Source organism: Congregibacter variabilis (genome assembly GCF_045689235.1).
Classification (GTDB): domain Bacteria; phylum Pseudomonadota; class Gammaproteobacteria; order Pseudomonadales; family Halieaceae; genus Congregibacter; species Congregibacter variabilis.
The window spans coordinates 2174511-2198840 of the sequence record NZ_CP136864.1; the positions used below are offsets into that span (position 1 = coordinate 2174511).

The 24330-nt window shown below is 56.6% G+C and carries 18 protein-coding genes; 10 read left to right on the forward strand and 8 right to left on the reverse strand.

All coding sequences use genetic code 11. The features are described 5' to 3' along the window. Positions 1-2 precede the first annotated feature (2 nt). Positions 3-1097: a DUF2855 family protein gene (locus R0135_RS09570; protein ID WP_407346594.1), complete on the forward strand. Its 1095-nt coding sequence runs from the start codon at positions 3-5 to the stop codon at positions 1095-1097. On the opposite strand, the gene R0135_RS09575 is transcribed toward R0135_RS09570, so the two are convergent. After that, positions 1070-1717, reverse strand: coding sequence for a paraquat-inducible protein A (locus R0135_RS09575; RefSeq protein ID WP_407346595.1), 648 nt, complete (start codon positions 1715-1717; stop codon positions 1070-1072). The genes R0135_RS09570 and R0135_RS09575 overlap by 28 nt on opposite strands. Then, entirely contained in the window at positions 1714-3087 is a 1374-nt protein-coding gene (locus tag R0135_RS09580; protein WP_407349903.1) for an SLC13 family permease, read from the reverse strand. The genes R0135_RS09575 and R0135_RS09580 overlap by 4 nt, the downstream gene beginning before the upstream one ends. 166 nt (positions 3088-3253) lie before the next feature. On the opposite strand from R0135_RS09580, the gene moaA reads away from it, so the two are divergent. The 5 genes from moaA to R0135_RS09605 are packed head-to-tail and all read left to right on the forward strand — an operon-like array spanning position 3254 to position 9426. Continuing rightward, a complete protein-coding gene (gene moaA / locus R0135_RS09585) occupies positions 3254-4264 on the forward strand; it encodes a GTP 3',8-cyclase MoaA (protein WP_407346596.1) in 1011 nt (336 codons plus the stop codon). A 40-nt stretch (positions 4265-4304) separates the two neighbouring features. Further along, complete coding sequence (locus R0135_RS09590; RefSeq protein WP_407346597.1) at positions 4305-5252, forward strand: AAA family ATPase; 948 nt, start codon at positions 4305-4307, stop codon at positions 5250-5252. Then, positions 5253-6728: a VWA domain-containing protein gene (locus R0135_RS09595; protein WP_407346598.1), complete on the forward strand. Its 1476-nt coding sequence runs from the start codon at positions 5253-5255 to the stop codon at positions 6726-6728. Between the two features lie 26 nt (positions 6729-6754). Beyond that, positions 6755-9052, forward strand: a complete 2298-nt coding sequence (locus R0135_RS09600; protein WP_407346599.1) for a DUF1631 family protein — start codon at positions 6755-6757, stop codon at positions 9050-9052. Further along, on the forward strand, positions 9049-9426 hold the full coding sequence (locus tag R0135_RS09605) for a PilZ domain-containing protein (protein WP_407346600.1): 378 nt from the start codon (positions 9049-9051) through the stop codon (positions 9424-9426). The genes R0135_RS09600 and R0135_RS09605 overlap by 4 nt, the downstream gene beginning before the upstream one ends. A gap of 19 nt (positions 9427-9445) precedes the next feature. On the opposite strand, the gene R0135_RS09610 is transcribed toward R0135_RS09605, so the two are convergent. Beyond that, a complete protein-coding gene (locus R0135_RS09610; protein ID WP_407346601.1) occupies positions 9446-12598 on the reverse strand; it encodes an efflux RND transporter permease subunit in 3153 nt (1050 codons plus the stop codon). Next, positions 12598-13635 carry an efflux RND transporter periplasmic adaptor subunit gene (locus R0135_RS09615; protein ID WP_407346602.1) on the reverse strand — a complete coding sequence of 346 codons (1038 nt, stop codon included), beginning with the start codon at positions 13633-13635 and terminating at the stop codon, positions 12598-12600. The genes R0135_RS09610 and R0135_RS09615 overlap by 1 nt, the downstream gene beginning before the upstream one ends. Before the next feature lie 247 nt (positions 13636-13882). Here R0135_RS09615 and gshA point away from each other — a divergent pair, with 247 nt between their 5' ends. Beyond that, complete coding sequence (gene gshA, locus R0135_RS09620; RefSeq protein ID WP_407346603.1) at positions 13883-15478, forward strand: glutamate--cysteine ligase; 1596 nt, start codon at positions 13883-13885, stop codon at positions 15476-15478. Continuing rightward, entirely contained in the window at positions 15479-15976 is a 498-nt protein-coding gene (locus R0135_RS09625; protein WP_407346604.1) for a disulfide bond formation protein B, read from the forward strand. Between the two features lie 613 nt (positions 15977-16589). Here R0135_RS09625 and R0135_RS09630 read toward each other — a convergent pair. Then, entirely contained in the window at positions 16590-17327 is a 738-nt protein-coding gene (locus tag R0135_RS09630) for an FKBP-type peptidyl-prolyl cis-trans isomerase (protein ID WP_407346605.1), read from the reverse strand. A 238-nt stretch (positions 17328-17565) separates the two neighbouring features. Here R0135_RS09630 and R0135_RS09635 point away from each other — a divergent pair, with 238 nt between their 5' ends. Then, the gene (locus tag R0135_RS09635; protein ID WP_407346607.1) at positions 17566-19398 is read left to right on the forward strand and encodes an ABC transporter ATP-binding protein; all 1833 of its coding nucleotides are present in this window, start codon (positions 17566-17568) and stop codon (positions 19396-19398) included. Here R0135_RS09635 and R0135_RS09640 read toward each other — a convergent pair. Continuing rightward, positions 19395-19919: a TIGR02444 family protein gene (locus R0135_RS09640; RefSeq protein WP_407346608.1), complete on the reverse strand. Its 525-nt coding sequence runs from the start codon at positions 19917-19919 to the stop codon at positions 19395-19397. The genes R0135_RS09635 and R0135_RS09640 overlap by 4 nt on opposite strands. A gap of 20 nt (positions 19920-19939) precedes the next feature. On the opposite strand from R0135_RS09640, the gene R0135_RS09645 reads away from it, so the two are divergent. Beyond that, positions 19940-21853, forward strand: coding sequence for an ABC-F family ATP-binding cassette domain-containing protein (locus tag R0135_RS09645; protein ID WP_407346609.1), 1914 nt, complete (start codon positions 19940-19942; stop codon positions 21851-21853). On the opposite strand, the gene R0135_RS09650 is transcribed toward R0135_RS09645, so the two are convergent. Both R0135_RS09650 and R0135_RS09655 read right to left on the reverse strand, forming a co-directional pair. Then, complete coding sequence (locus R0135_RS09650; protein ID WP_407346610.1) at positions 21810-22094, reverse strand: GIY-YIG nuclease family protein; 285 nt, start codon at positions 22092-22094, stop codon at positions 21810-21812. The two genes, R0135_RS09645 and R0135_RS09650, sit on opposite strands and share 44 nt — an antisense overlap. A gap of 18 nt (positions 22095-22112) precedes the next feature. Continuing rightward, positions 22113-24257, reverse strand: a complete 2145-nt coding sequence (locus R0135_RS09655; RefSeq protein ID WP_407346611.1) for an FAD-dependent oxidoreductase — start codon at positions 24255-24257, stop codon at positions 22113-22115. Positions 24258-24330: the final 73 nt, after the last annotated feature.

The window sequence follows — 24330 nt, forward strand, 5'->3', positions numbered from 1 at the left end:
TCATGGCCACGCAAATAACCCTGGAAACCAAGCGCGACGCTTTTGACCAATTGCGGGTGATTGAAGACGCCCTGCCCGAGACTCTGGAAGATGGGCAGGTGTTATTCGAGGTCGACCGCTTTGCGCTCACCGCCAACAACATCAGCTACTGTTACGTAGGCGATCGGCTGGGCTACTGGCGCTTCTTCCCCACTGGGGATGAAGCCTGGGGACGCGTACCGGCCATGGGGTATGCCACGGTGTTAAAGAGTGCGCACACTGATGTCGAGGTCGGGGAGCGCGTCTGGGGGTTCTTCCCCATGTCGACGCATCTTTTGATCAACGCAGGCACGACCAACAGCTACAACTTCTGTGACATATCCGAACATCGCGAAGGGCTGGCCCCGATTTACGCCCAGTTCCAGCGCGCGGCCAGTAATCCGATCTATGAGCCAGCGCGGGAAGAGCAGGACAGCCTGCTACGAGGCCTGTATCTCACGTCCTGGTTATGTGAAGACGCCTTGTTCGACAACGACTTTTATGCGGCAAAAGACTGCCTGATCACCAGCGCTTCGAGCAAAACATCTATTGCGCTGGCTCAGGCGGTACAGACCCGCGGTGCTTTGCGCAGCGTGGGACTCACCTCGGCGCGCAACAAAGCATTTTGCGAGGAACTGGGTTGCTACGATGCGGTGTTTACCTATGAGGACATCGACAAGCTGCCTGCCCAGATCCCGGCGGTAAGCGTAGACATGGCCGGTGACCGAGCGGTAAACAAGGCCATACACAAGCACTACGGCGATCAGTTGCGCTACGCCTGCCTGGTTGGTGGCACGCATCAGGATGGACCCATGGGTGCTGGAGAAGCGCTGCCAGGCCCCAAACCTGAGCTCTTTTTTGCGCCCGCGCAAGCAGCAAAGCGCAGCCAGGAATGGGGTCCGAGCGAGATGGAGAAACGAATAGCTACAAGTTTTGTGGGTTTTCGACGTTTCGCAGACGACTGGTTAAAGATCAGGCATTTTGATGGTGATTCTGCGGCGCAGGAGGCCTTCCTGAAGGTGCTGCGCGGCCAAGCCTCGCCTGCCGAAGGCTATACCGTGTCACTGCGCACAGGCTGATATGTCTGGCGGGCTGCCAGCCAGTTAAGCAGTCCGCCAGCCGCTATGGCAAACAGACAGTAAGCGAGAAAAAACCAGAATCCCCGTTCAAGCTGCGCGTCCATTATCAGCAGTTCCCCCACATGGTTTGATGCCTGTCCAGCCATAAAGGCAATGAGCATCGCCATCACAAAGACATCGGCCATGGACCACTTACCCAGAGCGGCATTGATGCCCAGCAGTCGTTGGCCGAATGTGCCCGGTACCGAAAAAGCAAGGGCCTGCAGCAACAGCTTCAGCACAGGTATTACCACACTGAAGCTGACGATCATCACCGCGACCAGCATGTTCCCATTGTCCGCCAGCTCCTGAGACATACCCAAAATTGATCGCGTGCTGCGATAGGCCTCAACGCGGCCCTCAATCTGATCCAGCCCCAGGATGCGCGCCATCATATTGAGCATTTCCCGGGTTTGAGTATTGTCGCTCTCCCCCGCAATGAGATCGATGCCAAAATCCGCAAGCTCTGACTTCTCGAGTTCTCCGCTTAAGGTGAGCACCGGCTGGCTAATCCCCGGATACAGCAAAGCCAGAGACATCACGATGCATCCCAGCCCCAAAATTCTCAGGCCCGCAGTCACAAGACCATCACTGTGTAACAGACCGCGGTTATCACCGCCGCCGCAATAAAATTCAACATAAGTCCCTCGCGCGCCATGCGCGTTGTGGTGATCAGGCCAGACCCGAATACAACACTATTGGGTGCTGTAGCCACGGGCAGCATAAAGGCACAGCTAGCACTCATCGCTGCGGGCACCATAATAAGCTCTGGTGGGAGCGCAGCAGCCATGGCAGCGGCGGCCAGCACCGGCATCAGCAGCGTGGTGCTCGCGGTATTACTTGTCGCCTCTGTCATAAAAGTCACAACCAGACACACCACCAGAATCAACAGGATGATCGGCATACCGGTCAACGTCGCCAGCGCCTGACCCAGTACATCGCTCAAACCCGAGGCAACAAAACCCTTGGCCAGGCAAATGCCTCCAGCAAACAACAGAAGGACACCCCAGGGAATACGGCTCGCCTGTTCCCAGTCGAGAAGGCGCCCACCGCGGCCATTAGGCACGACACACATAAGTACTACTGCCAACAGCGCCACGGAAGCATCGTTTGCCTGGGGCAGGTCCAATAGTGCTCTCCAACCCCCAAAGGGCTCGCTTCGGGTAATCCACGCCAGCGCCGTCAAACCAAATACCACCAGTACCCGGCGCTCTTCCGAGCGCCAGGGCCCTACCACGGGCAGTTCCAGACTCGCGCTACGTTCAATCCCCCGGGTGAGAGACCACGCCATTGCGGGCACAAGCAGCACCACTACCGGCACGCCCCAGCTCATCCAGCGCGTAAATGACATTTCAATACCGGTGTACTCTTGGTAGACCTGCATAAAGATGAGATTTGGTGGAGTCCCGATAGGCGTGCCCACACCGCCGACACTTGCGGCATAAGCCAGACCCAAAAGAAGCGGCACCGCAAGACGCTCCCTATCCTTAGACCCCTCAAGCATCGCCAGCGCTACGGGCAACAACATCAAGGTGGTAGCGGTATTCGATATCCACATACTCAGCACGGCTGCCGCCGCCATAAAACCGAGCACCAGCCGCTGAGGGCTGCGGGCACCAAACAAATTGATCATTCCCAGAGCGATTCTGCGATGAGCACCGCTGCTTTCCATTGCCTGGGAGAGCAAAAATCCGCCCAGAAGCAGCAGAATCAGCGGTGAGCCATAGGCCTCACCTACCTCTGCGGGCGTTAAGACCCCTGCCAACGGCAATACCGCAAGAGGTATTAGCGATGTCACCGGAATGGCGATGGGCTCAAAAATCCACCAAACAATGCATATGATCGCTACACCCAGCACCACTGCCACCGACTGCGACTGACCAGCAGCCATCGCCAGCATTGCTGCAGCAAAAGCCAGAATTGGGCCCGCATAAAGCGCGATGCTACGCATCGTCAACAAACAATCCTCCAGCGACAGGCACTCAAGGCATTTACTTCGTTACAGGGCGGGTAGGAGCACAGAAAATTCATAGACGCGCATCGTGTCTCAGGGAGTGCTGACTGTAAAGAGTGTTGCGCGCTTGGTCGGGGCGCCACAGAGAAGTACACTGCGCGCCATGCATCAAAACACTCCGCCAACACTGATCGATCGCTTCGGTCGGCGCGTCGACTATCTCCGCCTGTCCGTGACAGATCGTTGTGACTTTCGCTGTGTGTACTGCATGGCTGAAGACATGCAGTTCGTACCAAAAAGCGAGATATTGACTCTCGAAGAGCTGGCACAAGTCGCCCAGGCATTTGTGAATCTGGGCGTTCGCAAAGTCCGTCTTACCGGTGGCGAGCCTCTGGTACGGCACAACATCATGCAATTGGTAGAACAACTGGGCGCGATGGAAGGCCTGGACGAACTGGTAATGACCACTAACGGCTCCCAGCTCCAACGCCTGGCACAACCGCTTAGCGATGCGGGAGTAAAACGCCTCAACATCAGCCTCGATAGTTTGCAGCCCCGGCGATTCAGGCAAATCACTCGAGTAGGTCATCTGGAGCAGGTTGTAGCCGGTATCGACGCAGCCTGCGCTGCAGGCTTCGAACGCCTGCGGATCAATGCCGTCATTATGCGAGGCGATAACGATGACGAGGTCCTCGATCTGGTCAACTTTGTCAAAGAACGCGATATTGATCTTGCCTTCATCGAAGAAATGCCTCTGGGGCGTATCGATGATCACGATCGGGCCCTAACCCTGGCTGACAGCGACTGGCTGCGATCTCAGATCGAGCAGCATCACAGCCTTGCAGCCTTGGGAGACCCCAGCGGAACGGCGGGTCCCGCAAGAATGTATGCATTGGAAGGCAGCCGCAGTCACATCGGCTTTATCTCGCCGCATAGCAATAATTTCTGCCATCTGTGTAATCGTGTGCGCGTCACCGTAGAGGGACAGTTACTACTATGCCTTGGCAATGAACATTCAGTAGATCTTCGGGAGCTACTGCGCAGCCCCGGCACGAGCATGCAAGAGCTGCAGGAAACACTGCAGCGCGCCATGGATATCAAGCCTGAGCGCCACCACTTTGATAACAGCGAAGAGCCACAGATTCTGCGCTTCATGAATGCGACGGGCGGCTAAGCAGCCCTCAACGACTTAGCTAAGGGAGAGCCCCCGGGCCGTGGAAAAACGAACAGAACTTGCCTCGATAGAGACTATCGAAACCGGCTTTGCGGAACTTGGCTATATCTGCAGCCCCAAAATTGCCACGGCAGTATTCCTTGCCGCGCAGCTGCGTAAGCCGGTTTTAGTCGAAGGCCCTCCTGGCGTCGGTAAAACAGAGCTCGCAAAAACCGCGGCCACCCTTTTGGGGCTGCCGCTGGTGCGCCTGCAATGCTACGAGGGTCTGGACGAAGCCAAGGCGCTTTACGAATGGAAGTACGGCAAACAACTACTGTACACCCAGGTGCTCAAAGAAAAACTGGGGGATCTTTTGGATGGTGCCCAGGGTCTGGCGGAATCCGTAGAACGCTTACACCAATTTGGCGACGTGTTTTATTCCGAGGAATTTCTCGAGCCACGGCCATTACTGCAGGCCATGGAGCAGCCCCATGGGGCCGTTCTGCTGATTGATGAGATCGACAAATCCGACCATGAATTTGAGTCGCTTCTGTTGGAGATCCTGTCTGACTACCAGGTATCGATTCCGGAGATTGGCACCATCAAGGCCAAATCAACGCCGCTGGTCTTTCTCACCAGCAACAACACCCGGGACATATCCGACGCCCTGAAGCGCCGCTGCCTGCACCTGCACATACCGTTTCCCAGCATCGATCTGGAAGAGCGCATTTTGGCCAGCAGAGTGCCCGAGGTACAAGGCAGTCTCCGTCAACAACTGGTGGCCTTTGTCCACGCTGTGCGGGAACTGGATCTCAAGAAACAGCCCGCCGTATCAGAGACTATCGACTGGGCACGCAGCCTTTTACTGCTGCACGCCACCGAGTTGGAGCCAGAACTCCTGCAGAGCACGCTCAATGTCCTCTTGAAGTTTGAACAGGATATCGAGACCACAGAAGCCGAATTAGCATCACTTCTGCGCTCCATACAGCAGGCACCGGACACACTTTAAATGCAGTCCAGTCTGCTACGCTTTATCGAGATTCTGCGAAGCCATGCTTTGCCGGTATCGCCGGCAGAAACACTGGATGCCGCTGCGGCCATGGAAGTCGTGGGCTACTCCGATCGAGCAACGCTTCGCGACACTCTGGCCATGACCCTGGCCAAAAGTGATCGCGAAGAACACACCTTTTTGTACTGCTTTGATCAGTTCTTTGACCAACAGGCTGCGGACTTTAGCAGTGCTGCCAACGAGGACGGCGAGAGTGACTCCGAGCCGGCGGGCGACGGCAGCGATGACTCTGATGCCCCATCGCCCGAAAGCCCTGAATCGGCCGCCGGCGGCAGTGGTGCGGGTCAGGCTGGCGCTGGAAGCGCCGTTGATGACGCCGCAGAGCTTGCCGCGGCAGCCGATAGCTCACCAGCGCTGAAAGAGCTTCTGGAAGGAGAACTGCTCCCGGCACTGCTGGAGAACCAAAGAGGCACGCTCAGTACCGCCATGCGCCGTGCTGGCCAGGAAGCAGGCTTGAGCAAGATCCGGCTGTTCACCCAAAAAGGACAATACACGCGCCGAATTCTTGATTCCCTCGGTGAAGATCTTATCCGCGATGCCGTGATTGAGCTGGAGCGACTGGATTCTCCGGCGATTGACACCCTCCGACGCTACCGGGATGTGCTCCGGGAGCAAGTTCGGGACTTTGTGGAGCAGCAGTACCTGCTGAATGCCGAAGGCCATAATAGTGCCTTCATGGAGGAAATCCTCAGCAAGACGCGCCTTTCGAACATTGATCGGCGCCATCGTGACCGGGTGCAGGAGCAAGTGCGACGCATGGCCCGACGCCTGGCAAGTCGCCACAGCGCGCGGCGGCAGCCGGTAAAACGGGGCCAGCTCAATATGGGCAAGACGCTCCGCGGCGGTATGGCTCACGATGGCATTCTGTTTAAAACCCACTGGCGCTCGCGAAAACGCGACAAAGCCCAAATCCTTGCCATCTGCGATGTCAGTGGATCCGTGGCCGCCTATGCCAGCTTTCTACTCATGTTCCTTTACAGTCTTCAGGATGTGCTGCCACGGACCCGTAGTTTTGCTTTCTCCAGTCATTTGGGAGAAATCAGTGATCTGTTCAAGGAAGAGTCTCTGGAGAGAGCCATCGAGCTGGCCAATTGGCGTTATGGCGGCGCGACGGATTATGGCAGCAGTTTTAGGGACTTTGCTCAACTAGCGCTGGATGACATCAACAGCAGCACATCGGTTATCATTCTCGGAGATGCGCGTAACAACCGAGGGAACCCTGAGCTGGAGATCATGCAGAGCATTTACCAGCGTAGCAAACAAGTGATTTGGCTGAATCCGGAGTCCCGGCGCGCCTGGGGCACGGGTGATTCAGAAATGCTGCGCTACCAAACTGCCTGCCATTACTGTGCACCGTGCAGCAACCTGCAACAGCTTGAGCGCGTCGTCGACCAACTGCTCAAGAGTTTGCGGTAGCAGCGCGGCCGGTCCAGCGGCGCGATATGCCCCTCTCTCCCGATCATATTCCGCTTCCATGCTCCCTCAAGGAGAAGGTAACAGCGGAACTGTCTCCCCAGGATGTGGCCTTATCTACGGACTCGCTCTCCCGGGAAACGGTTATTGGCTATCTTGCCAAGAGCAAGGATACCGATAATTCACCACTGGCGACCATCAAACGCCGCGCCGCCAAAGAGAATCGCAAACCGCATCTTCGACCCGAGGATCAGGCCATACTGACGTGGATTTGCGAGGCTTTTGATGAGTGGGAAGAACACTACCCCCTTGAGCAGCCGCTAAGAGATCATATTCATCGGTTACTGCCTTTGGCTATCGCCATGGCTCTTAAAGATGACGCCTTTTATACGCCGGGCTTGCATCCGCTGCACCGCCTCCTCGATGCCTTGCAAAATGGCGCTGTGGGCTGGCAGATGCGCCTGGATCGTGCAGGCCAAATGCTCGAGCAGCGCATTCAGCGGGCCGTAGAGAAAGCCCTTGATTGGTTCAGTAACGACCGAATCGATATTGCGGCAATCACGCAGGAATTGCTCGCAGCCAATGAACGCGATGCGGCCAGGGCGCAGCGTATGGTGCAACGCCTGGCAGAGACCGAAGAGGCACGCCTCAAGACACTGTCGGCCCGGCGCGACGCGGCCCGAGACATCAACGCCGGCTTAGAGCAATACGAGCTGCCCGCAGCCATTGGCGAATTTCTCAAGGGGCCCTGGTACGACAGCGCTCAGCTGGTGCTGGTCAAACATGGCGCCGACTCCCGGGAATGGCAACAAATGTGCCGCGCAACACTTCATCTTATGGAGTCGGTGCAAACGCCAGAGGATGCAGGTGATGCCTCACGAGATCGTCAGGAGCAGATCCTCAGGCATCTGCCGGGGGAGCTACGCCGCTGGCTCTTGAGTCTTGAACACGACAGCGACGCCACCGACAGTGCTATTGGCTTGGTGGAGTATGCCCACTTGCGCATACAGCATGGCCAGAAGCTTCAGTTGGTTAATATCCCTGCGATTGCTTTGGAAGAAGAAACAGCTGATGAAAATGCCATCGCTGACGATAGCTTCAGTAATGGAGACTGGTATCAGTTTGAAGATGATGAGGGTGAACTCCGCGCTCAGCTGGTGTTGCAGCTCGAAAACGGGCAGCACCTGCTCTTTACCAACTTTGTGGGCCTTAAAGCTCTGGACCTCTCCCGACGAGCTTTCAGCCAGCGGATCAGTGATGGCTTTTCGCTACCCCTACCCAACCAGGAGACGTTCAGCCTGAGCCTCGCCGCTGCGGCGGGGATCAACAACGAAGATCAGCTCAGGCAGTTGATGGATCCGGGTTATCGACCTCGCGAAGATGTGCATCACTCGCAGGATGATAAACGACACCACGATGATCGTCGTACCCACGAAGATCGTCGTACTCACGACGAAGACCGTCGGGGTCACAGTGATGCTTCGTCAACGCATTCAGAAGCTGAGCCGCAGGACAGCGAAGCGCCAGACGTCGAGAGCCTTCGGCCTAACGAAGAATTCTTGGAAGCACCCTCACAAGAGCTCTCACAAGAACTTCCAGAAGAGTCGGAAGCTGTGTTTGATAGCTCCAACTTCGTTGATACCGCAGAAGCCGAAGTGTGGTCCGCCGAGCTACCCGATCTTAGCGATACCGAGGAATTCGATCCGGTACTGACACCTCCGGTGGGGGCCGAGACAGAGCTGACTCTGGATCTGGATGAGCCCGAATCACCAGTCAACAACGCGCCCCAGGAGAGCCCCACAGGTGAAGGGGCCGCAAGAATCGAGCAGCCAATTCAGAACGACTCCGCCCAGGAACCGCCGCCTCCTCCGGCGCCTGAGCCACCACCGCCCGCGCCACCCTATCAGCCGCCGTATCAGCCGACGCCGTATCAGCCGCCCGCTGCGCCACCTCAATCTGCACCACCCCCGCCTGCCCCAATTCAGGCGGCTGCACCGGCTCCCGCGCCCGCCGCAGTGCCTCCGCCGGCTCCGACACTCGCGCCAGCGCCCCCAGCGCCGGAACAAGCCAGTGCGCCGCGCGAGGTAGATGTCCCCATGGGGGCCTGGCTTGGATTTCATGATGGAGAGACCCCCATCATGGCAAAGCTCGCGGTCTTTGACCCACGGCGTGACAACTACATCTTCGTGAATCGCAAAGGCATTGCCATGCGGGAACTCAGCCGCTCGGAGCTGCGCGCGCTCATGGATCAAGGCCTCGTGGATATCCTTGAAACTCGTTCCTACTTCCGCGACGAAGTTGAGCGAGCTCGGGAGGAGGGAGAATGACTGGTAAAGACCATCGACGCTTTTTCCGACTTCCGGTCGCGTCTCGTGTATTTATCGAGATCGAGTCACCGCCTCCCGGAAGCATTGGACCCGGCAAGGTAGCTCGCTGCGATACCCTGGATGTGTCTCACAGTGGCCTGCGAGTACGTTTGGATGAGTCAGTAACTGTGGGTGCTATTCTTCAGATTGGCGTTGAGCTGCCCGGCGAGAATGAACCTTTCTATCTGGTCGGGCAGGTGCGCTGGCGAATGCGGGATAAAGAGCACCCCGGCAGCTGGATTGCCGGATTCGAGGTGCTCAACGCCCTGGGCTCAGATATTGAGCACTGGGAGGCGGCGCTTATGGAAATGGACGAGCGTACGCCCTCTCCCTAGGTTTGCGGTCAGCTAGCCCCTAACTGGTTTTTGCACTGACATTTGCCGCAGCGGTCGTGGCCGAAAGCTTAGCTGCATCAAAGGATTCCATCTCGGCATCCAACTGTCGGCTCACAAGATCCGGTGATCCGGTTCCCCGCGCCATGAGGCTGTAAGCCATAGGCACCAGAAACAAAGTCACCAGCGTAGCAAGCGCAACGCCGCCCATAACTACCACACCGATAACGCTGCGCACCTCATGACCAGGCCCTGTGGACAACACCAGGGGCAGAGCACCCATCACGGTGGTAAACGCCGTCATCACAATAGGCCGCAGTCGCTTGCTGGAACCTTCGATAACCGAGCGCTCAAAATCAAAGCCTGCGTCACGCATCTGATTGATGAACTCAACAATAAGAATACCGTTCTTGGCAGCCAGACCCACCAACATAATGAGTCCAACCTGGCTGTAGATGTTGAGTGTTGCGCCTACAATCTGAAGCCCCCAGAGGCCACCGAGCAATGCCACCGGCACCGTAAACAAAATGATCGCCGGGTGCACAAAGGACTCAAACTGGGCTGCCATCACCAGGTACACGATAAGCAGTGCCAAAAGGAAAGTAACGTAAATGCTGCCACTGGCTCGGTAGTACTCCAAAGACTCTCCCTTAAAATCAAAGCTTGCCGTCTCTGGCAGCTCTGTTCGCACAAGCTCTTGCAGATAATCCAGGGCTTCACCGAGCTTGTAGTCATCAGCCAGAGAAGCAGACAGAGTAAACGAGCGAACCCTGTTGTATCGGTTCAAGCTCCCTGCGCCAGCTTCCTCCCGGAGTGTCACCATGTTCGACAGTGGTATTAATTGGTCAGTAGTCGTGGAGCGCACGTAGATATTGTCCAAATCAGACAAGGTCCGGGACTCTTCACGATCACCCTCAAGGATCACGTCATACTCACGGCCACCCATAATGAATGTGGTTACGCGTCGCGAGCCCAAGAGAGTTTCCAGCGTCCTTCCGATATCTGCGAGACTGATCCCCAGATCGCCCGCACGATTGCGATCCACAGAAACGCGCAATTGCGGTTTAGTGGGTTTGAGGTCTGTGTCTACACGCAGCAATCCAGGATTCTCGGCCACAGCCTTGAGCATGATGTCCTGCCACTCGGCGAGATTCTCATAGCTGTCGCCACCGACCACAAACTGCACCGGATCGGCATTACCACCGCCAAATGAACGCGGAGCCCGAACAAATATTCTCGCACCCGCGATGTCCTTGACCCTTTCCTGGGCGTCCGCCGCAATTTCTTGGGAGGTGCGCTCACGCTCTTCCCAGGGTGCAAGCGCCATGATCGTAAACGCCTGATTAAAGGACTCACCACCACCCCAGCCAGGGGCACGAATCAGCAAACGCCGTACCTCGCCACTCTCAACCAGGGGCATGAGCAGCTCTTCGACTTGCAATACCTGATCCACGGTGTACTCAAAGGAGGACCCCTCGGGCGTCGATGCAATCATGTACAACACACCGCGGTCTTCGGTGGGTGAAAACTCCTGGGGAACAGTCCTGCTCAACTGCCAGGCTGCAAGCACGCAAACAAGAAGCACGGGGATAAACATCCATGAGCGCTTTACTACTGGCGTAAGAACTTTGCGATAACGAAGCTCCATGGCCTCGCTCAGCGCCTCTACCTTGTCCGCCAGACGATTTGATACCTTTTCTTTATCCAGCAATTTGGAGCAGATCACCGGACCTAAGGTCAGAGCCACAAAGCTGGAGAAGATCACAGCGATTGCCATGGCCACCGCAAATTCGGCAAACAGGCGCCCGATGTTGCCTTCAAGGAAGGTAATAGGAATGAACACCGCAACCAAAACCAGAGTTGTCGCGATAACCGCAAAAGCCACCTGACGGGAGCCCCGATAGGAGGCTACAAGCGCCGACTCTCCGCGGACAAGTCGGCGGTGAATGTTCTCCAGCACCACAATACTGTCGTCCACCACCAAACCGATAGCCAACACCAGTGCCAGCAAGGTCAAAAGATTAATACTGTAGCCCAGCGCCCAAAGCATACTGAAACTGCCAATGAGCGAAATAGGAACGGTCAGTGCCGGTACCAGTACGCTCCTGGGATCACCCAGGAACAGGAAAATTACGATCACGACCAACACGCCGGCTATAAACAAAGTGGAGAACACCTCATCGATAGCGGCATCCACGAATACCGAGCGATCAAAACCCACCACCAATTCCATGCCATCAGGAAGCTGCTGATTCACGCGAACAATTTCTGCTTGCACGGCACGTCCCACGCTCAAGGCGTTGGCTTTACTCTGCTTGACGATACCGACCCCAACCATGGACTCGGTATTACCGCGGAACATACTGCGGGACTCGGCGCTGGAAAGCTCCACTCGCGCCACATCAGCAAGACGCACCAAATATCCGTCATCACCCCGGGCCAGGACCAGCTCCTGAAAATCCTTCGCCACCTGATAGCTACGATCAATACGCACCACAAAATCCCGCTGCGATGACTTAATCGTGCCTGCCGGTAGCTCAACGTTCTGACTGCGCAGCGCTGCTTCAACGTCGCTTACGGTAAGCCCCCTGGCCACCAGCGCGTTGCGATCCAGCCAGATGCGCATGGAATAGATTTGCCCACCACCGATTCGTACCCGGGCCACACCATCGAGTACCGCAAACCGGTCCTCAAGATAGCGACGGGCGTAGTCGGTTAGCTCCAGGGCTGACATGTTTTCGCCAACGAGGTGCGACCAAAAAATTACCTGCTCATCACTGTTGCTCTTGCGAGTCTCCGGAGGCAGCGCCTCTTCTGGCAGGTTATCCAGCACACCTGACACACGATCACGCACGTCATTGGCCGCCGAGTCGATATCTCTATCCAGATTGAACTCGATGGTAACGGTGGATTCACCGTCGTAGCTGGCAGAACTCAGAGTCTTGATACCCTCAATGCCTGACAGGCGGTTCTCAATGAGCTCGGTGATCTTGTTCTCTACCACCGCAGCAGACGCACCGGGATAGGAGGTTTGCACCGTTACGATGGGCGAGTCGATATCGGGATATTCGCGCAGTGGCAAACGATCGAAGGCGAGCAAACCGAAAGCAACTATCAAGGCGCTACCTACGAGCGCCATAACGGGTCGTCGAACAGCAATATCAGAAATTAACATTAGCCTTGCACCACACGAACAGGCATTGCATTGCCGGAGAGGCGGATCACGCCATCTCGCACAATTTGCTCACCTTCGCTCACTCCATCCAAAATGACGACCCAACCTGGTATGCGGGCCCCAATTTTCACTTCGCTGCGCAGTGCCTGCTCACCCTCGACCTTCCAGACAAAGTGACGCGCAGCACGGCTTTGTAGGCTTTCTTCCGGCACCATCAACACAGTATTGGACTCACCGGTAATTTCAATTTCCATCAACAGGCCCGCGCGCAACAAACCCTCCTCATTGGGGACGACAGCGCGTGCGGTAATTGCTCGCGCTACGGGATCCACCCGGCTTCCCACGGCAGAGAGCTCCCCGACAAAGTCTTCTTTGAACGCGGCGCTTCTGGCGATGACGGTCATTCCAGGCTGCAGGACACCGAGGTATCGGGCTGGAACCGTAAACTGCAAACGCATGCGGCTAATATCATCCAGCGTGGTTAACCTTTGTCCCACGGATGCCAAAGCACCCTCACTGACCTCGCGCAGACCCAGAACACCAGAAAAAGGCGCAACAATCGTCAAATCGGCTACCCGGGCTTCCAACTCGCTGAGCTGATGCTGAAGGACCTCAACTTCTGTGGTCGCGGAGTCGAGGTCTGTCTGAGCGACCTGGTTTTTGCGGGCCAGGTCTGTGAGCCGTTTTACCTCACGCCGAGCGTCCGCAAGCCGAGCGCTGAGCTCTCGCAAAGAAGCCTGCTCAGACTCCTGTCGCAGTGTCGCAAGCACCTGCCCTTTCTCTACCGTCTGACCATCTTCGAAATTCAGGCTGGTGATGCGCTGAGAAACCGGCGCAGTGATGTCGATGGACTCCCAAGCCTGCAGAGTACCCAGTGCTGGAATGCGGTCACGATAGCTGCGCGACTCGACGCCCACCACCGTAACGGGAGCAGCAGGCCTGGCACGCCTTGCGCCATCATCAGACTGTCCACCAAATTGTTGCCAGGCAAAAAAGCCGGCAATTGCCAGACCAATAACAATGACCAGGGATTTCATGGGTACCGCTGAACTCCTTCTCAATTTAAGGGGTGGAACACGCCATTCTAACACCCGGGGATAAAAGGCTGGCGGCATTGAATACGTGAACGAATACCTAATGGATTGCCCAAGCCCGCGTTAACGGAAAGGCTGCAGGACGGTGTATCATCGCAGCCCTCAGGGGCGTCGTAGCTGTGCGCCCAATATCATCTAAAGGGCTGGACCCGTAGCGTCGTCGCAATTAATCCGCGATGGGGAGAGATTTTTGAATTCGCATTGGCATCAACAACTGGCGACACTGCTAAAAGATGAACCAAAATTCCTTCGGGGCATCGGTCGCGGCATTGAGAAAGAGAGCCTTCGGGTAACCGGAGATGGTGTACTGGCTCAAACCCCACATCCTCCCGCTCTCGGCTCAGCTCTGACCCACGGCAGCATCACCACAGATTACTCTGAGTCACTTATGGAGTTCATCACTCCGGTATCGAGCAGTATCGAGGACACACTCAAAACCCTCGAAGACGTGCATAGTTTTGTCTACAAACATATCGGCAGCGAGCGCCTGTGGAGCGCCAGCATGCCCTGCATAGTCGCCGGCGACGCGGGCATTCCGGTAGCACACTACGGAAGCTCCAACGTCGGTCGCATGAAGACGGTGTATCGCTACGGTCTGGGGAATCGCTACGGAAGACTGATGCAAGCGATTGCCGGCGTGCACTACAACTTCTCTATGCCCGAGTCCTACTGGCCCGAAGCTCAAAAAGCCGACGGCGATGAGGGTCCCCTGCAGGACTACATCACCGGCCGGTATCTGGGGCTGATCCGCAACTTTCATCGATGGTCCTGGCTGCTGATCTACCTTTTTGGCGCATCCCCGGCGGTCTGTGCAAGCTTTATGCGCGGTCGCGGAGAGCATCACCTGGAACCCTTTGATGCGGAGGGCAACTCGCTGTACCTGCCGCATGCAACAGCGCTGCGCATGGGTGATCTGGGCTACAACAGCTCCGCGCAAAAATCCCTGAAGGCCTGCTATAACTCCCTGGACAACTATATTGCAACGCTGACTCAGGCGATCCTCACACCTCACCCTGCTTACGCTGCGTTCAAAGGCATGAAAGATGGTGAATACATGCAGCTGAATGACAGCCTGCTGCAGATTGAGAACGAGTTTTACAGCACCATCAGACCTAAGCGTCCCGGGGGCAGCGGTGAAACACCACTGACGGCATTGCATGACCGGGGTATCGAGTACGTCGAAATACGCTGCATCGATGTCTCTCCATTTCATCCACTGGGGATCGATAGCGCGCAGATTCGCCTGCTCGATAGCTTCCTTGTTTATTGCCTGACCCAACCGAGTGAAGCCTGTGACGAAGCCCAGCAAGATCGTCAGGCATCAAACCTGAGCGCTGTAGTGAATCGCGGACGGGAGCCGGGCTTGATGCTGGATACAGAGTCTGGCCCCAAAGCACTCAGCGACTGGGCCCTGGAATTACTTGATGCAATATCAGCCAGTGCAGAGCTTCTGGACGGCGTGCACCACAGCAATAGCTACGCGGACGCTCTGGCCGAACAGAAAGCCAAGGTTCGTGGTGAGCTTGAACTGCCCTCAGCCAGAGTGCTGCGGGAGATGCGGGAAAAAGGTATCCCCTATTACCGATTTGCCATGGGGTACAGCAATCGCTGGGCAGAGCACTTTAGAGACTGGCAGCTTGATGCAGATGCTGAGCAGGCCCTCATAGATGATAGTAAAGCGTCGCTCCAGCGTCAGGCCGACATCGAGGCAGCGGATAACTGCAGCTTTGAAGAGTATCTGACGGCTTATTTCGACCAGTACAAAGCACTGAATCAGGGAGACTAGATGAACGCGCTGATGCAAATCCGACCGGTTTTCTTCGGACTGTTCCTGTTCACAATTGTCGCGATGACCTTCGCGCTGGTGTATCTCCAGGAAACCCTTGGCCTGCCTCCCTGCCCCCTATGTATTACGCAGCGCGTGTTCGTAATCCTCGTAGGCCTATTTGCCTTGCTGGCGGCCCTGCACAATCCCCAGGGCTGGGGCCGACGTCTCTACGCAGCGCTGTGCCTCCTCAGTGCCTGTGCTGGCGGCGCCGTGGCAATGCGCCATATCTGGCTGCAAAGCCTGCCCGAAGAACTGGCGCCCGCTTGCGGTCCAAGCCTTGGGTACATGCTAGAAACGCTGCCATTAGCCGAGACCTTCTCCGTCGTTATGATGGGTGACGGCAACTGTGCCGAGACAGTGTGGACCTTTATGGGCATGAGTATCCCCCAGCAGACGCTCATTGTGTTTGTGGTTATGGCAGCTGTTTCTGTCTTTCAGATGCTGAGAAAGAACTAGCGTCAAAGTAAGCCGTAGGACACATCTGGAAGGCTCCTCTGCTCGTATTCGGCAAGTGAGCCCCATTCGCTACGTGCGCTAAACGGGGGACGCTTACTTCGCAAATGACGCCCACTTGCCTTTGCGTTGAGCTTCGTAGGCAACTCCGATCACTGCGGTGACGCCTACTCACTGCCTCGAAGGGCTGCTGCCAATACTTACGAAGCGAGCGTCACCCAACTTAGCGAGAGAAGTGAGTATTGGTAGCAGCCCGTGCCAGCTGATGGCGATGCACGTATCGGCAAGTGAGCCCCATTCGCTACGTGCGCTGGAAGGGGGACGCTTACTTCGCCAATGACGCTCACTTGCCTTTGCGTTGAGCTTCGTAGGCAACTCCGATCACTGCGGTGACGCCCACTCACTGCCTCGAATGGCTGCTGCCAATACTTACGAAGCGAGCGTCCCCCAAATTAGCGAGTGAAGTGAGTATTGGTAGCAGCCCGTGCCAGCTGATGGCGATGCACGTGTCGGCTTTGACTCGCGCAAAAAAAAAGGGCCTCAACAACATTGAGACCCTCTCTTTAGCAATGACATCTGCTAACTGCCCGGTAGCCCGGGCTTGATGTCTGCGTGCTTAGCCTTCGGCGCCGGCCTGCGTGGGAATATCCAGCAGTTCAACTTCAAAAATCAGAGCCGCATTCGGTCCGATGCGCTCACCTGCACCACCTGCACCGTACGCCAGCTCAGAGGGAATGAAGAGCTTGTACTTGGCACCGACCTGCATCAGCTGCAGAGCTTCGGTCCAACCACTGATGACCTGGCCTACGCCAAAGGTAACCGGCTCGCCGCGAGCGTAAGACGAATCAAACTCAGTGCCGTCCATGAGCGTACCGCGATAGTGCACCTGCACACTGTCATCAGCGGTGGGCGTGGCGCCAGTACCGGCTTCAACCACTTCGTACTGTAGACCAGACTCAGTAGTTACAACACCTTCACGAGTGCTGTTCTCTAAAAGGAACGCAGTCGCGGCCGCTGCATTGGCTTCGGCCAGCGCAGAAGTCATAGATTCGCGCTCGGCATTCATACGCTCCTGAAAAGCGATCATTTCTGCCTGAATTTCTTCGTCCGAAAGACGCTGTGGCGAATTGGTCATGGCATCACGCAGTCCGGCAGCAAAGGCATCAACGTCGACAGTCATGCCGTCATTGGCCATATTTCGGCCAAGGCCCAAGGCTACGCCGTAGCTAAGTCGTTGGTTAGGTGTTTCGAGCTGTAGTTCAGCCACGGCTGTTTCTCCCGAGTCTTGTTGCTGACATGCACTCAGCGCAATCACGGCAAACAACGCTGCCGCGGGCTTCATAAATGTATTCATGGATACTTCCTGTGAATTGATATGGTTCGATGGAATCTGGACCTTGGTATTCTGGCCCCACCCTTGGCGAGACGCGAAACAAACTCAAGGACCACATATTTCGAGGGCGCAAGTGTAAACGCTGGATGGACGCTCTGCCACCCTCTAACTGTGGAGCGCCGGAAGAAACGCTACACTGCGTCCACTCCTCGTCCGGACAGGCACAAGGTGCAATTCGCGACGACAGCTGGAATAGACCATGGCTTTTCGATTTTTTGAACAACTTGTACATCCCTTTCCGCCGGCCCAACCGGGACGAGCCCCGGCCTCGGTATACCGATTTTGTCGGCACCATTCCCGGGGACTAGAGCCATGGCTGATATCCATGTCTGTGCTGAGCATGGGCATTGCCATGATCGAGGTCGCGCTGTTCGAGGTACTCGGTCAGGGCGTCGACCTACTGTCTACAACTACTCCCTCAACTATTGCAGCGGCCGGGGGCACCGCCCTTATGTGGCTGTCACTGGGTTTATTGACCGCCTTTCCCATTATGGTTGCCCTGCAATCGCTGTTGCTACACCAGACACTCATGGGCAACTTTCCCATGATCGTGCGGTGGATGGCCCACCGCTATCTACTGCGCCAAAGTCTGGGCTTTTTTCAGGATGAGTTCTCTGGCCGAGTAGCGACGCGGGTCATGCAAACGGCGCTGGCAGTGCGCTCGGTCGTTCTGATTACGCTCGATATTCTGGTCTACGTGGTGGTGTACTTCCTTTCGGTGCTGTTTCTTCTGGGCAGCATAGACCCAAGGCTCGCCTTGCCACTATTTGTATGGCTCGTGATCTACATACTTATTTTGCGAACAGTGCTCCCGCGAATGCAGCGGGTGTCAGAAGTGCAGGCCGATGCACGATCCATGATGACGGGCCGTATTGCCGACAGTTACACCAACATCAGTACCGTGAAGCTGTTCTCTCACGCCCAAAGGGAGTCCAACTATGCACGCGAGGGTATGGAGGAGTTTCTCGGCACCGTGCACCCTCAAATGCGTCTGGTGACCTGGATGGAGACATCCATCACCGCAAACAACACCTTGATGCTGCTCTCTGTGAGCGCCATGGCCTTGTATCTGTGGTTCGAAGCCGCCATATCGCCGGGCTCCATCGCCGCAGCGCTGGCGCTTTGCCTGCGCATTAACGGTATCAGCGAATGGATTATGTGGGAGGTCTCAGCGCTTTTTGAAAATATCGGTACCGTGCGAGACGGCATCACCACGCTGGCACGAGATATCGAGGTCGAAGACCACAGTCAGGCCAAGGAGCTAGAAGTGCCCGCCGGCCATGTGCATTTTCAGGATATTCAATTTGCCTACACGCCTCAAAAGCCCGTCTTTAAGAAGTTGAGCCTGGATATTGCTCCGGGCGAGAAGATTGGCCTCATCGGCCGCTCCGGAGCGGGAAAGTCCACCCTGGTGAATTTGCTTCTGCGATTTTCCGATCTTCAGGGTGGCTGCATCACCATCGACGGCCAGGATATTCGCCACATCACGCAGGAAAGCCTCCGGGCCAGGATCGGCATGGTGACCCAGGACACCTCTCTTTTGCATCGCACGGTCCGCGAGAACATCCTCTACGGCCGCGAGTCTGCCAGTGAAGAAGAATTACTCGCGGCCATCAGGCGCGCCCGCGCTGATGAGTTTATCGATAATTTAGCGGACCACAGTGGCGCTACGGGCCTGGATGCCCAGGTTGGAGAACGCGGAGTAAAGCTCAGTGGCGGACAGCGGCAACGCATTGCCATTGCCCGGGTAATGCTCAAAGACGCGCCCATACTGGTTCTGGACGAAGCTACCTCGGCACTGGACTCTGAGGTGGAAGTAGCCATTCAGGAAAGTCTCTATGAGCTCATGGAAGGAAAAACCGTACTCGCCATCGCTCACAGATTGTCCACGATCGCGGCCCTGGATCGGCTGGTGGTGCTAGACGGTGGAGAGATCGTCGAAACCGGTAGTCACGCTGAACTTCTCGCCAAAGACGGCATTTACAAACGATTGTGGGATTACCAATCCGGCGGCTTTCTCGCGGCGGATTAGGGCGTGTTTAAGGCCTTGAGAAATGGTCCAAAAGCCTCTTTGGGAAGCCCGTAATGCGCAGCCAGGACCTGGAGGTGTTTCAGCAGGAGTACCGCCTCCTCCTGAGAGTCTTGCCCATTCGCCGATGGCGCCCTGGCACCTTCTTCGGACAGCGTTGCAAGCAAATCCAGCTGGGTGCGCTCGGCATCAAGCTCCAGCTGTTTAATCGCCGCATACTCGACGGCACGGCTTTTTTGCTCGCGCCACGCTACCCGCTGCTGACGCAAAGGCAGAATGACCCGCTCGCGCCACTGTCCACAGCGATCCTGCGCTCGACGAATATCCTCAGCGCCTAGCCGCCGAGCCTCCCGGGCACACCAGCTCACGTAAAGCATCAGGTTAACGTCTACCGCCCACTCCTCCTGAGCAGCGATGCAAGCCTGCGCCACGCCAGGTTTCGCATACACAGCCGTGGCAAAACGCCACAGACGCTCCTGTGCGCTCAACTCTTCCTGCTCGTATGTCTGTTCCCTAAGGTCCACGCCCAGTACACTCCCCGCCCGTGATTATCTTACGCGACCTAAGCCTGCGCCGCGCAGACCGTCTCCTCTTCGAGGAGGCTACTGCGAGCCTGCTTCCCGGCCAAAAAATTGCCCTCACCGGTGCCAATGGCTGCGGCAAGTCCAGCCTGTTTGCCATGCTACTAGGCGAGCTACAGGCAGATAAGGGCGATATAGAAGGCCTTGGGGGCCAGCGTATCGCGCATATGGCACAGGATGTGGCCGCCAGTGACTTAAGCGCCAGCGATTTTATTCTCCAGGGCGATGCTGATGTCGCCGGGCTTCTGGCTGCCTTGAAGATTGCAGAGGCCAGTGATGACTTTGCCGCGGCAGCGACGGTGCACACGCAGCTCGAGGCCTGCGACGGCTATGGCGCAGAACGCCGGGCCCGGCAATTGATGCTAGGCCTGGGTTTTGAAGATCGAGATACCCAGCGCAGTGTTGCCGAATTCTCCGGGGGTTGGCGGGTACGTCTGGCTTTGGCACGCGCCTTGATGATGCCGTCTGATTTACTGCTTCTGGATGAGCCCACCAACCACCTCGATCTGGATACCACCTTGTGGCTGCAGGATTTTCTTAAAGCCTATCGGGGAACACTGCTGCTCATCTCCCACGATCGCGACTTTATTGATGCCAGCTGCTCTGCGGTACTGCACATCGAACAACAACGACTAAACAGCTATAAGGGCGGCTACAGCGACTTCGAACGCCAACGTGCCCTGCGTTTGGCAGAGCAACGTGCCAGTGCCGAAAAGCATGCGCGCCGCCGGGCAGAGATCGAAGATTTTGTGCGCCGATTTCGAGCCAAGGCCACCAAGGCACGACAAGCCCAGAGCAGGCTCAAGGAGCTGGCCCGTATGGGCGAGATGGCCCTTGCCCATGAAGACAGCCCTTTTGAGTTCCGCTTTCCAGAGCCACCGAGGGGGCGCGACCCGCTGATCGATCTTCGCGGTGCCAAGATTGGCTACGATACAAAGCCATTAATCTCCGGCGTGGATTTCGGCCTGTGCAATGGTGACCGCATAGCGCTCCTTGGCCGCAACGGCACTGGCAAAACGACATTCCTGCGCAGTTTGTGCGGCGATCTCCCGCTGCTTAGCGGTGAGAGACACAATAGTGAAGGCTGTCGCATCGCGTATTTCGATCAGCAGCAAGTGGACACATTGGATCTGGACAGTACAGCTTTGCAGCACCTGCAGCGTCTGACACCGGATGCTCGGGAGCAGACCTTGAGAGACTTTCTTGGTGGCTTCGATTTTCGCGGACAGCGCGCGGACGCCGTATTGCGTCCCTTCTCAGGCGGCGAAAAAGCACGCCTAGCCCTGGCCCTACTGGCATGGCAGCGCCCAAATGTACTGGTGCTGGATGAGCCCACGAACCATCTGGACCTGGAAATGCGCCGGGCATTGGAGATTGCACTCCTGGAGTTCGCCGGCGCGGTAATTGTGGTGAGCCACGACCGCCACCTACTTCGCAGCACTGCTGACAGCCTCTATCGCATCGCCGAGGGGCGTTTAAGTCTGTTTGAGGGGGACCTGGACGCCTATGAAACACTGATCCTTCGCGGGGCAGATGTCGCAAGTGACAGCGGTCCGGCCAAAGCCGAGGACGCCGATAGGGACCGCAGCATCGTCGATCGTAAAGACCAACGGCGCGCAGCGGCAGAGATTCGCGCCCAGCGCCGACCGCTGGAGCAGGCCATTAAGAAGCTGGAAACGCGTATGGAGTCTCTTCAGAAACAATTGACTGATATCGAGGGGGCGCTAGCAGAGCCATCAATCTATGAACAGGACGCCAAGGCCAAACTCACCGAGCTCCTTAGAGACCAGGGCGCTCATCGCTCTACCCTGGAAGAACTTGAGAGCGAGTGGCTCATGCAACAGGAGTCCCTGGAGGCGATGATCGAACAAGGCTAAGTTTGTCTGATCGGGACAGACGCTTGATCTGTGCTTCGCGCACCTGGGCACGGGAGCGATCCTCACAGCCTTCTACCCAAATAGCCTTCACCGGCCGACGGGCTCGGGTGTATTGCGCCCCACCCACAAGCTCCCCGTTGTGCTGACGCAAGCGCCGCACAAGGTCACGGGTCACCCCGGTATACAAAGACCCATCGGCGCAGCGCAGAATGTAAACAGCCCAAGGCAACGACTCTGACATCAAACGAGCAAGCTCTGCTCAGCCGCGACGCCAGCTTTGGTAGCGCTCCAGCCAACTGAGCAATTTTTCGGGCTTGCGTGCCTTGCGCCACTCACTGGCAAGAAAGCGGTTCGCCTCACTCATTGTTGGATAGATGTGAATGGTGCCAAGGATCTTGTTCAGACCCAATCCATGTTTCATAGCCAGCACAAACTCCGGCAGCAGGTCTCCCGCATGGGCACTGACTATAGTCGCACCAAGGATGCGATCGCGCCCCGGAACGGTGAGGACCTTAACAAAGCCCTCGTCTTCGCTGTCAGCAATAGCCCGATCAAGGTCATCGATGCCGTACCGCGTGACCTCATAGGGCACCCCCTGCTCTTTGGCTTCGTCTTCGCTCAGTCCCACCCGGGCCACTTCGGGATGGGTAAAAGTCGCCCAGGGAATGACGGAATAATCGACGCGAAAACGCTTGAGATGTCCCAGTAGCGCGTTGACCGTCGCAAACCAGGCCTGGTGGCTGGCGGTATGCGTAAACTGATAAGGCCCGACGATATCACCACAGGCAAAGATCGTAGGGATCTCAGTCTGAAGATAATCGTCCACCTCGATGGTCCCACGTCCGGTCGTTCGAATACCCAAATCCTCCAGCCCCATACCTTCGATATTGGGGGTGCGACCCACCGCCAGTAATAAGCGATCGAACTCCAGGCTAAAGTCTTCTCCTTTCAACACACACTGTGCGCTCTGTGCGCCCTCAGTCCTTGCAAAAGACTTCGGCTCACAGTGCGTCAGTACGCGTATGCCCTTCTTCTCTAAGCGAGCGTGGACCAGTGTCGAGGCGTCCTCGTCTTCTCTTGGCAGGATCCGCGCAGCGTGGGTGACCAGCGTTACCTGTGAGCCCAGGCTGGCCATCGCCTGTGCCAGCTCACAGCCAATCGGGCCGGCTCCCAGCACCATGAATCGTTTGGGTAGCTCGCGAATATCCCAAAGGGTATCGGAAGTCAGATAATCCAGATCCTCAAGACCTGCAATATCCGGTACCCGCGCACGAGCCCCGCTGGCAATAATGATGTGTCGCGTAGAGATTCGTTGACCGTTTACCTCCACTTCCCAGGGGGACACGATCTTGGCATCGCCAGAGACACAGTCCACACCCAAAGAAGTAAAGCGCTCTACCGAGTCGTGGGGCTCAATGGCCGCGATTTTCTCTTGCACACGTTCCATCACCGCAGGGAAATTCACCGAAACCTCTACCGGCGCAATACCAAACTCCGGTGCGCGACGCATTTCATCGGCCACGTGTGCACTGCGAAGGATCGCTTTACTGGGGACGCAGCCGGTGTTCAGGCAGTCTCCACCCATTTTATGACGTTCAATAAGCGTCACTTTGGCTTTCAGCGTCGCCGCAATCAACGATGCCACCAGGCCGGCCGAGCCGGCCCCAATGACAACCAGATTGGTATCAAACTGCTTGGGCCGTGTGAATCGGGCCAACTGTCGGCGAGCCTTGATACGTCCCAGCAGACTGCGAGCAATGAACGGAAACATCGCCAACAATACAAAAGAGCCAAGAAGAGCCGGCGATAAAATGCCCGCTGGACTCTCCAACTGCCCAAGCTGGGTGCCTGCATTCACATACACCGCGGTAGCCGGGAGCATTCCCAACTGAGACACCCAGTAAAAACGCCCGGTACTGATCGGCATCAAGCCGGAAATCAGGTTGATTACAAAAAACGGAAATACGGGCACCAGACGCAGTGAGAACAGATAAAAGGCACCATCGCGAGAGAAACCTTCATTGAGCGCTTTCAGCTGGCGCCCAAAGCGTGTCTGGACCCAATCACGAAGCAGCGAGCGAGAGACCAGAAATGCCAGGGTAGCCCCCACCGAGCTGGCAAATGAAACCAGCAGCAGCGCTGTCCAGAAACCGAAGATCGCGCCTCCTGCGAGGGTCATGATCGCGGCGCCGGGAAGAGACAAGCCCGTCACTGCCACATAGAATCCAAAAAAGATCAGGGCGACCATTAATGGATTGGCGTTTCGCAATGCCTCCAGATCGTCACTGCGCCCGCGGAGCTCCTCGAAACTGAGCAAGGACTGTAAATCGAAGTACCAGAAGGCAAAAAAGCCCGCCAGAACCAACGCTATGATGATTACTTTTACCGGTTTACCTGCTGCCATCTCTACGAATTCCTTTCGTTGCGTGCCGGGAAAATGCCCGAAATACTCATTCAATACAAAGATTGGCTCTGCA

Bases quoted from the DNA above. Each gene is read 5' to 3' on its own strand.
- R0135_RS09625 (WP_407346604.1), top strand. From the start codon at position 15,479: ATGAACGCGCTGATGCAAATCCGACCGGTTTTCTTCGGACTGTTCCTG.
- R0135_RS09615 (WP_407346602.1), bottom strand. From the start codon at position 13,635: ATGAAATCCCTGGTCATTGTTATTGGTCTGGCAATTGCCGGCTTTTTT.
- R0135_RS09600 (WP_407346599.1), top strand. From the start codon at position 6,755: ATGCCCCTCTCTCCCGATCATATTCCGCTTCCATGCTCCCTCAAGGAG.
- R0135_RS09655 (WP_407346611.1), bottom strand. From the start codon at position 24,257: ATGGCAGCAGGTAAACCGGTAAAAGTAATCATCATAGCGTTGGTTCTG.
- R0135_RS09595 (WP_407346598.1), top strand. From the start codon at position 5,253: ATGCAGTCCAGTCTGCTACGCTTTATCGAGATTCTGCGAAGCCATGCT.
- R0135_RS09570 (WP_407346594.1), top strand. From the start codon at position 3: ATGGCCACGCAAATAACCCTGGAAACCAAGCGCGACGCTTTTGACCAA.
- R0135_RS09605 (WP_407346600.1), top strand. From the start codon at position 9,049: ATGACTGGTAAAGACCATCGACGCTTTTTCCGACTTCCGGTCGCGTCT.
- R0135_RS09630 (WP_407346605.1), bottom strand. From the start codon at position 17,327: ATGAATACATTTATGAAGCCCGCGGCAGCGTTGTTTGCCGTGATTGCG.
- R0135_RS09635 (WP_407346607.1), top strand. From the start codon at position 17,566: ATGGCTTTTCGATTTTTTGAACAACTTGTACATCCCTTTCCGCCGGCC.
- moaA (WP_407346596.1), top strand. From the start codon at position 3,254: ATGCATCAAAACACTCCGCCAACACTGATCGATCGCTTCGGTCGGCGC.
- R0135_RS09610 (WP_407346601.1), bottom strand. From the start codon at position 12,598: ATGTTAATTTCTGATATTGCTGTTCGACGACCCGTTATGGCGCTCGTA.
- R0135_RS09650 (WP_407346610.1), bottom strand. From the start codon at position 22,094: ATGTCAGAGTCGTTGCCTTGGGCTGTTTACATTCTGCGCTGCGCCGAT.
- R0135_RS09580 (WP_407349903.1), bottom strand. From the start codon at position 3,087: ATGCGTAGCATCGCGCTTTATGCGGGCCCAATTCTGGCTTTTGCTGCA.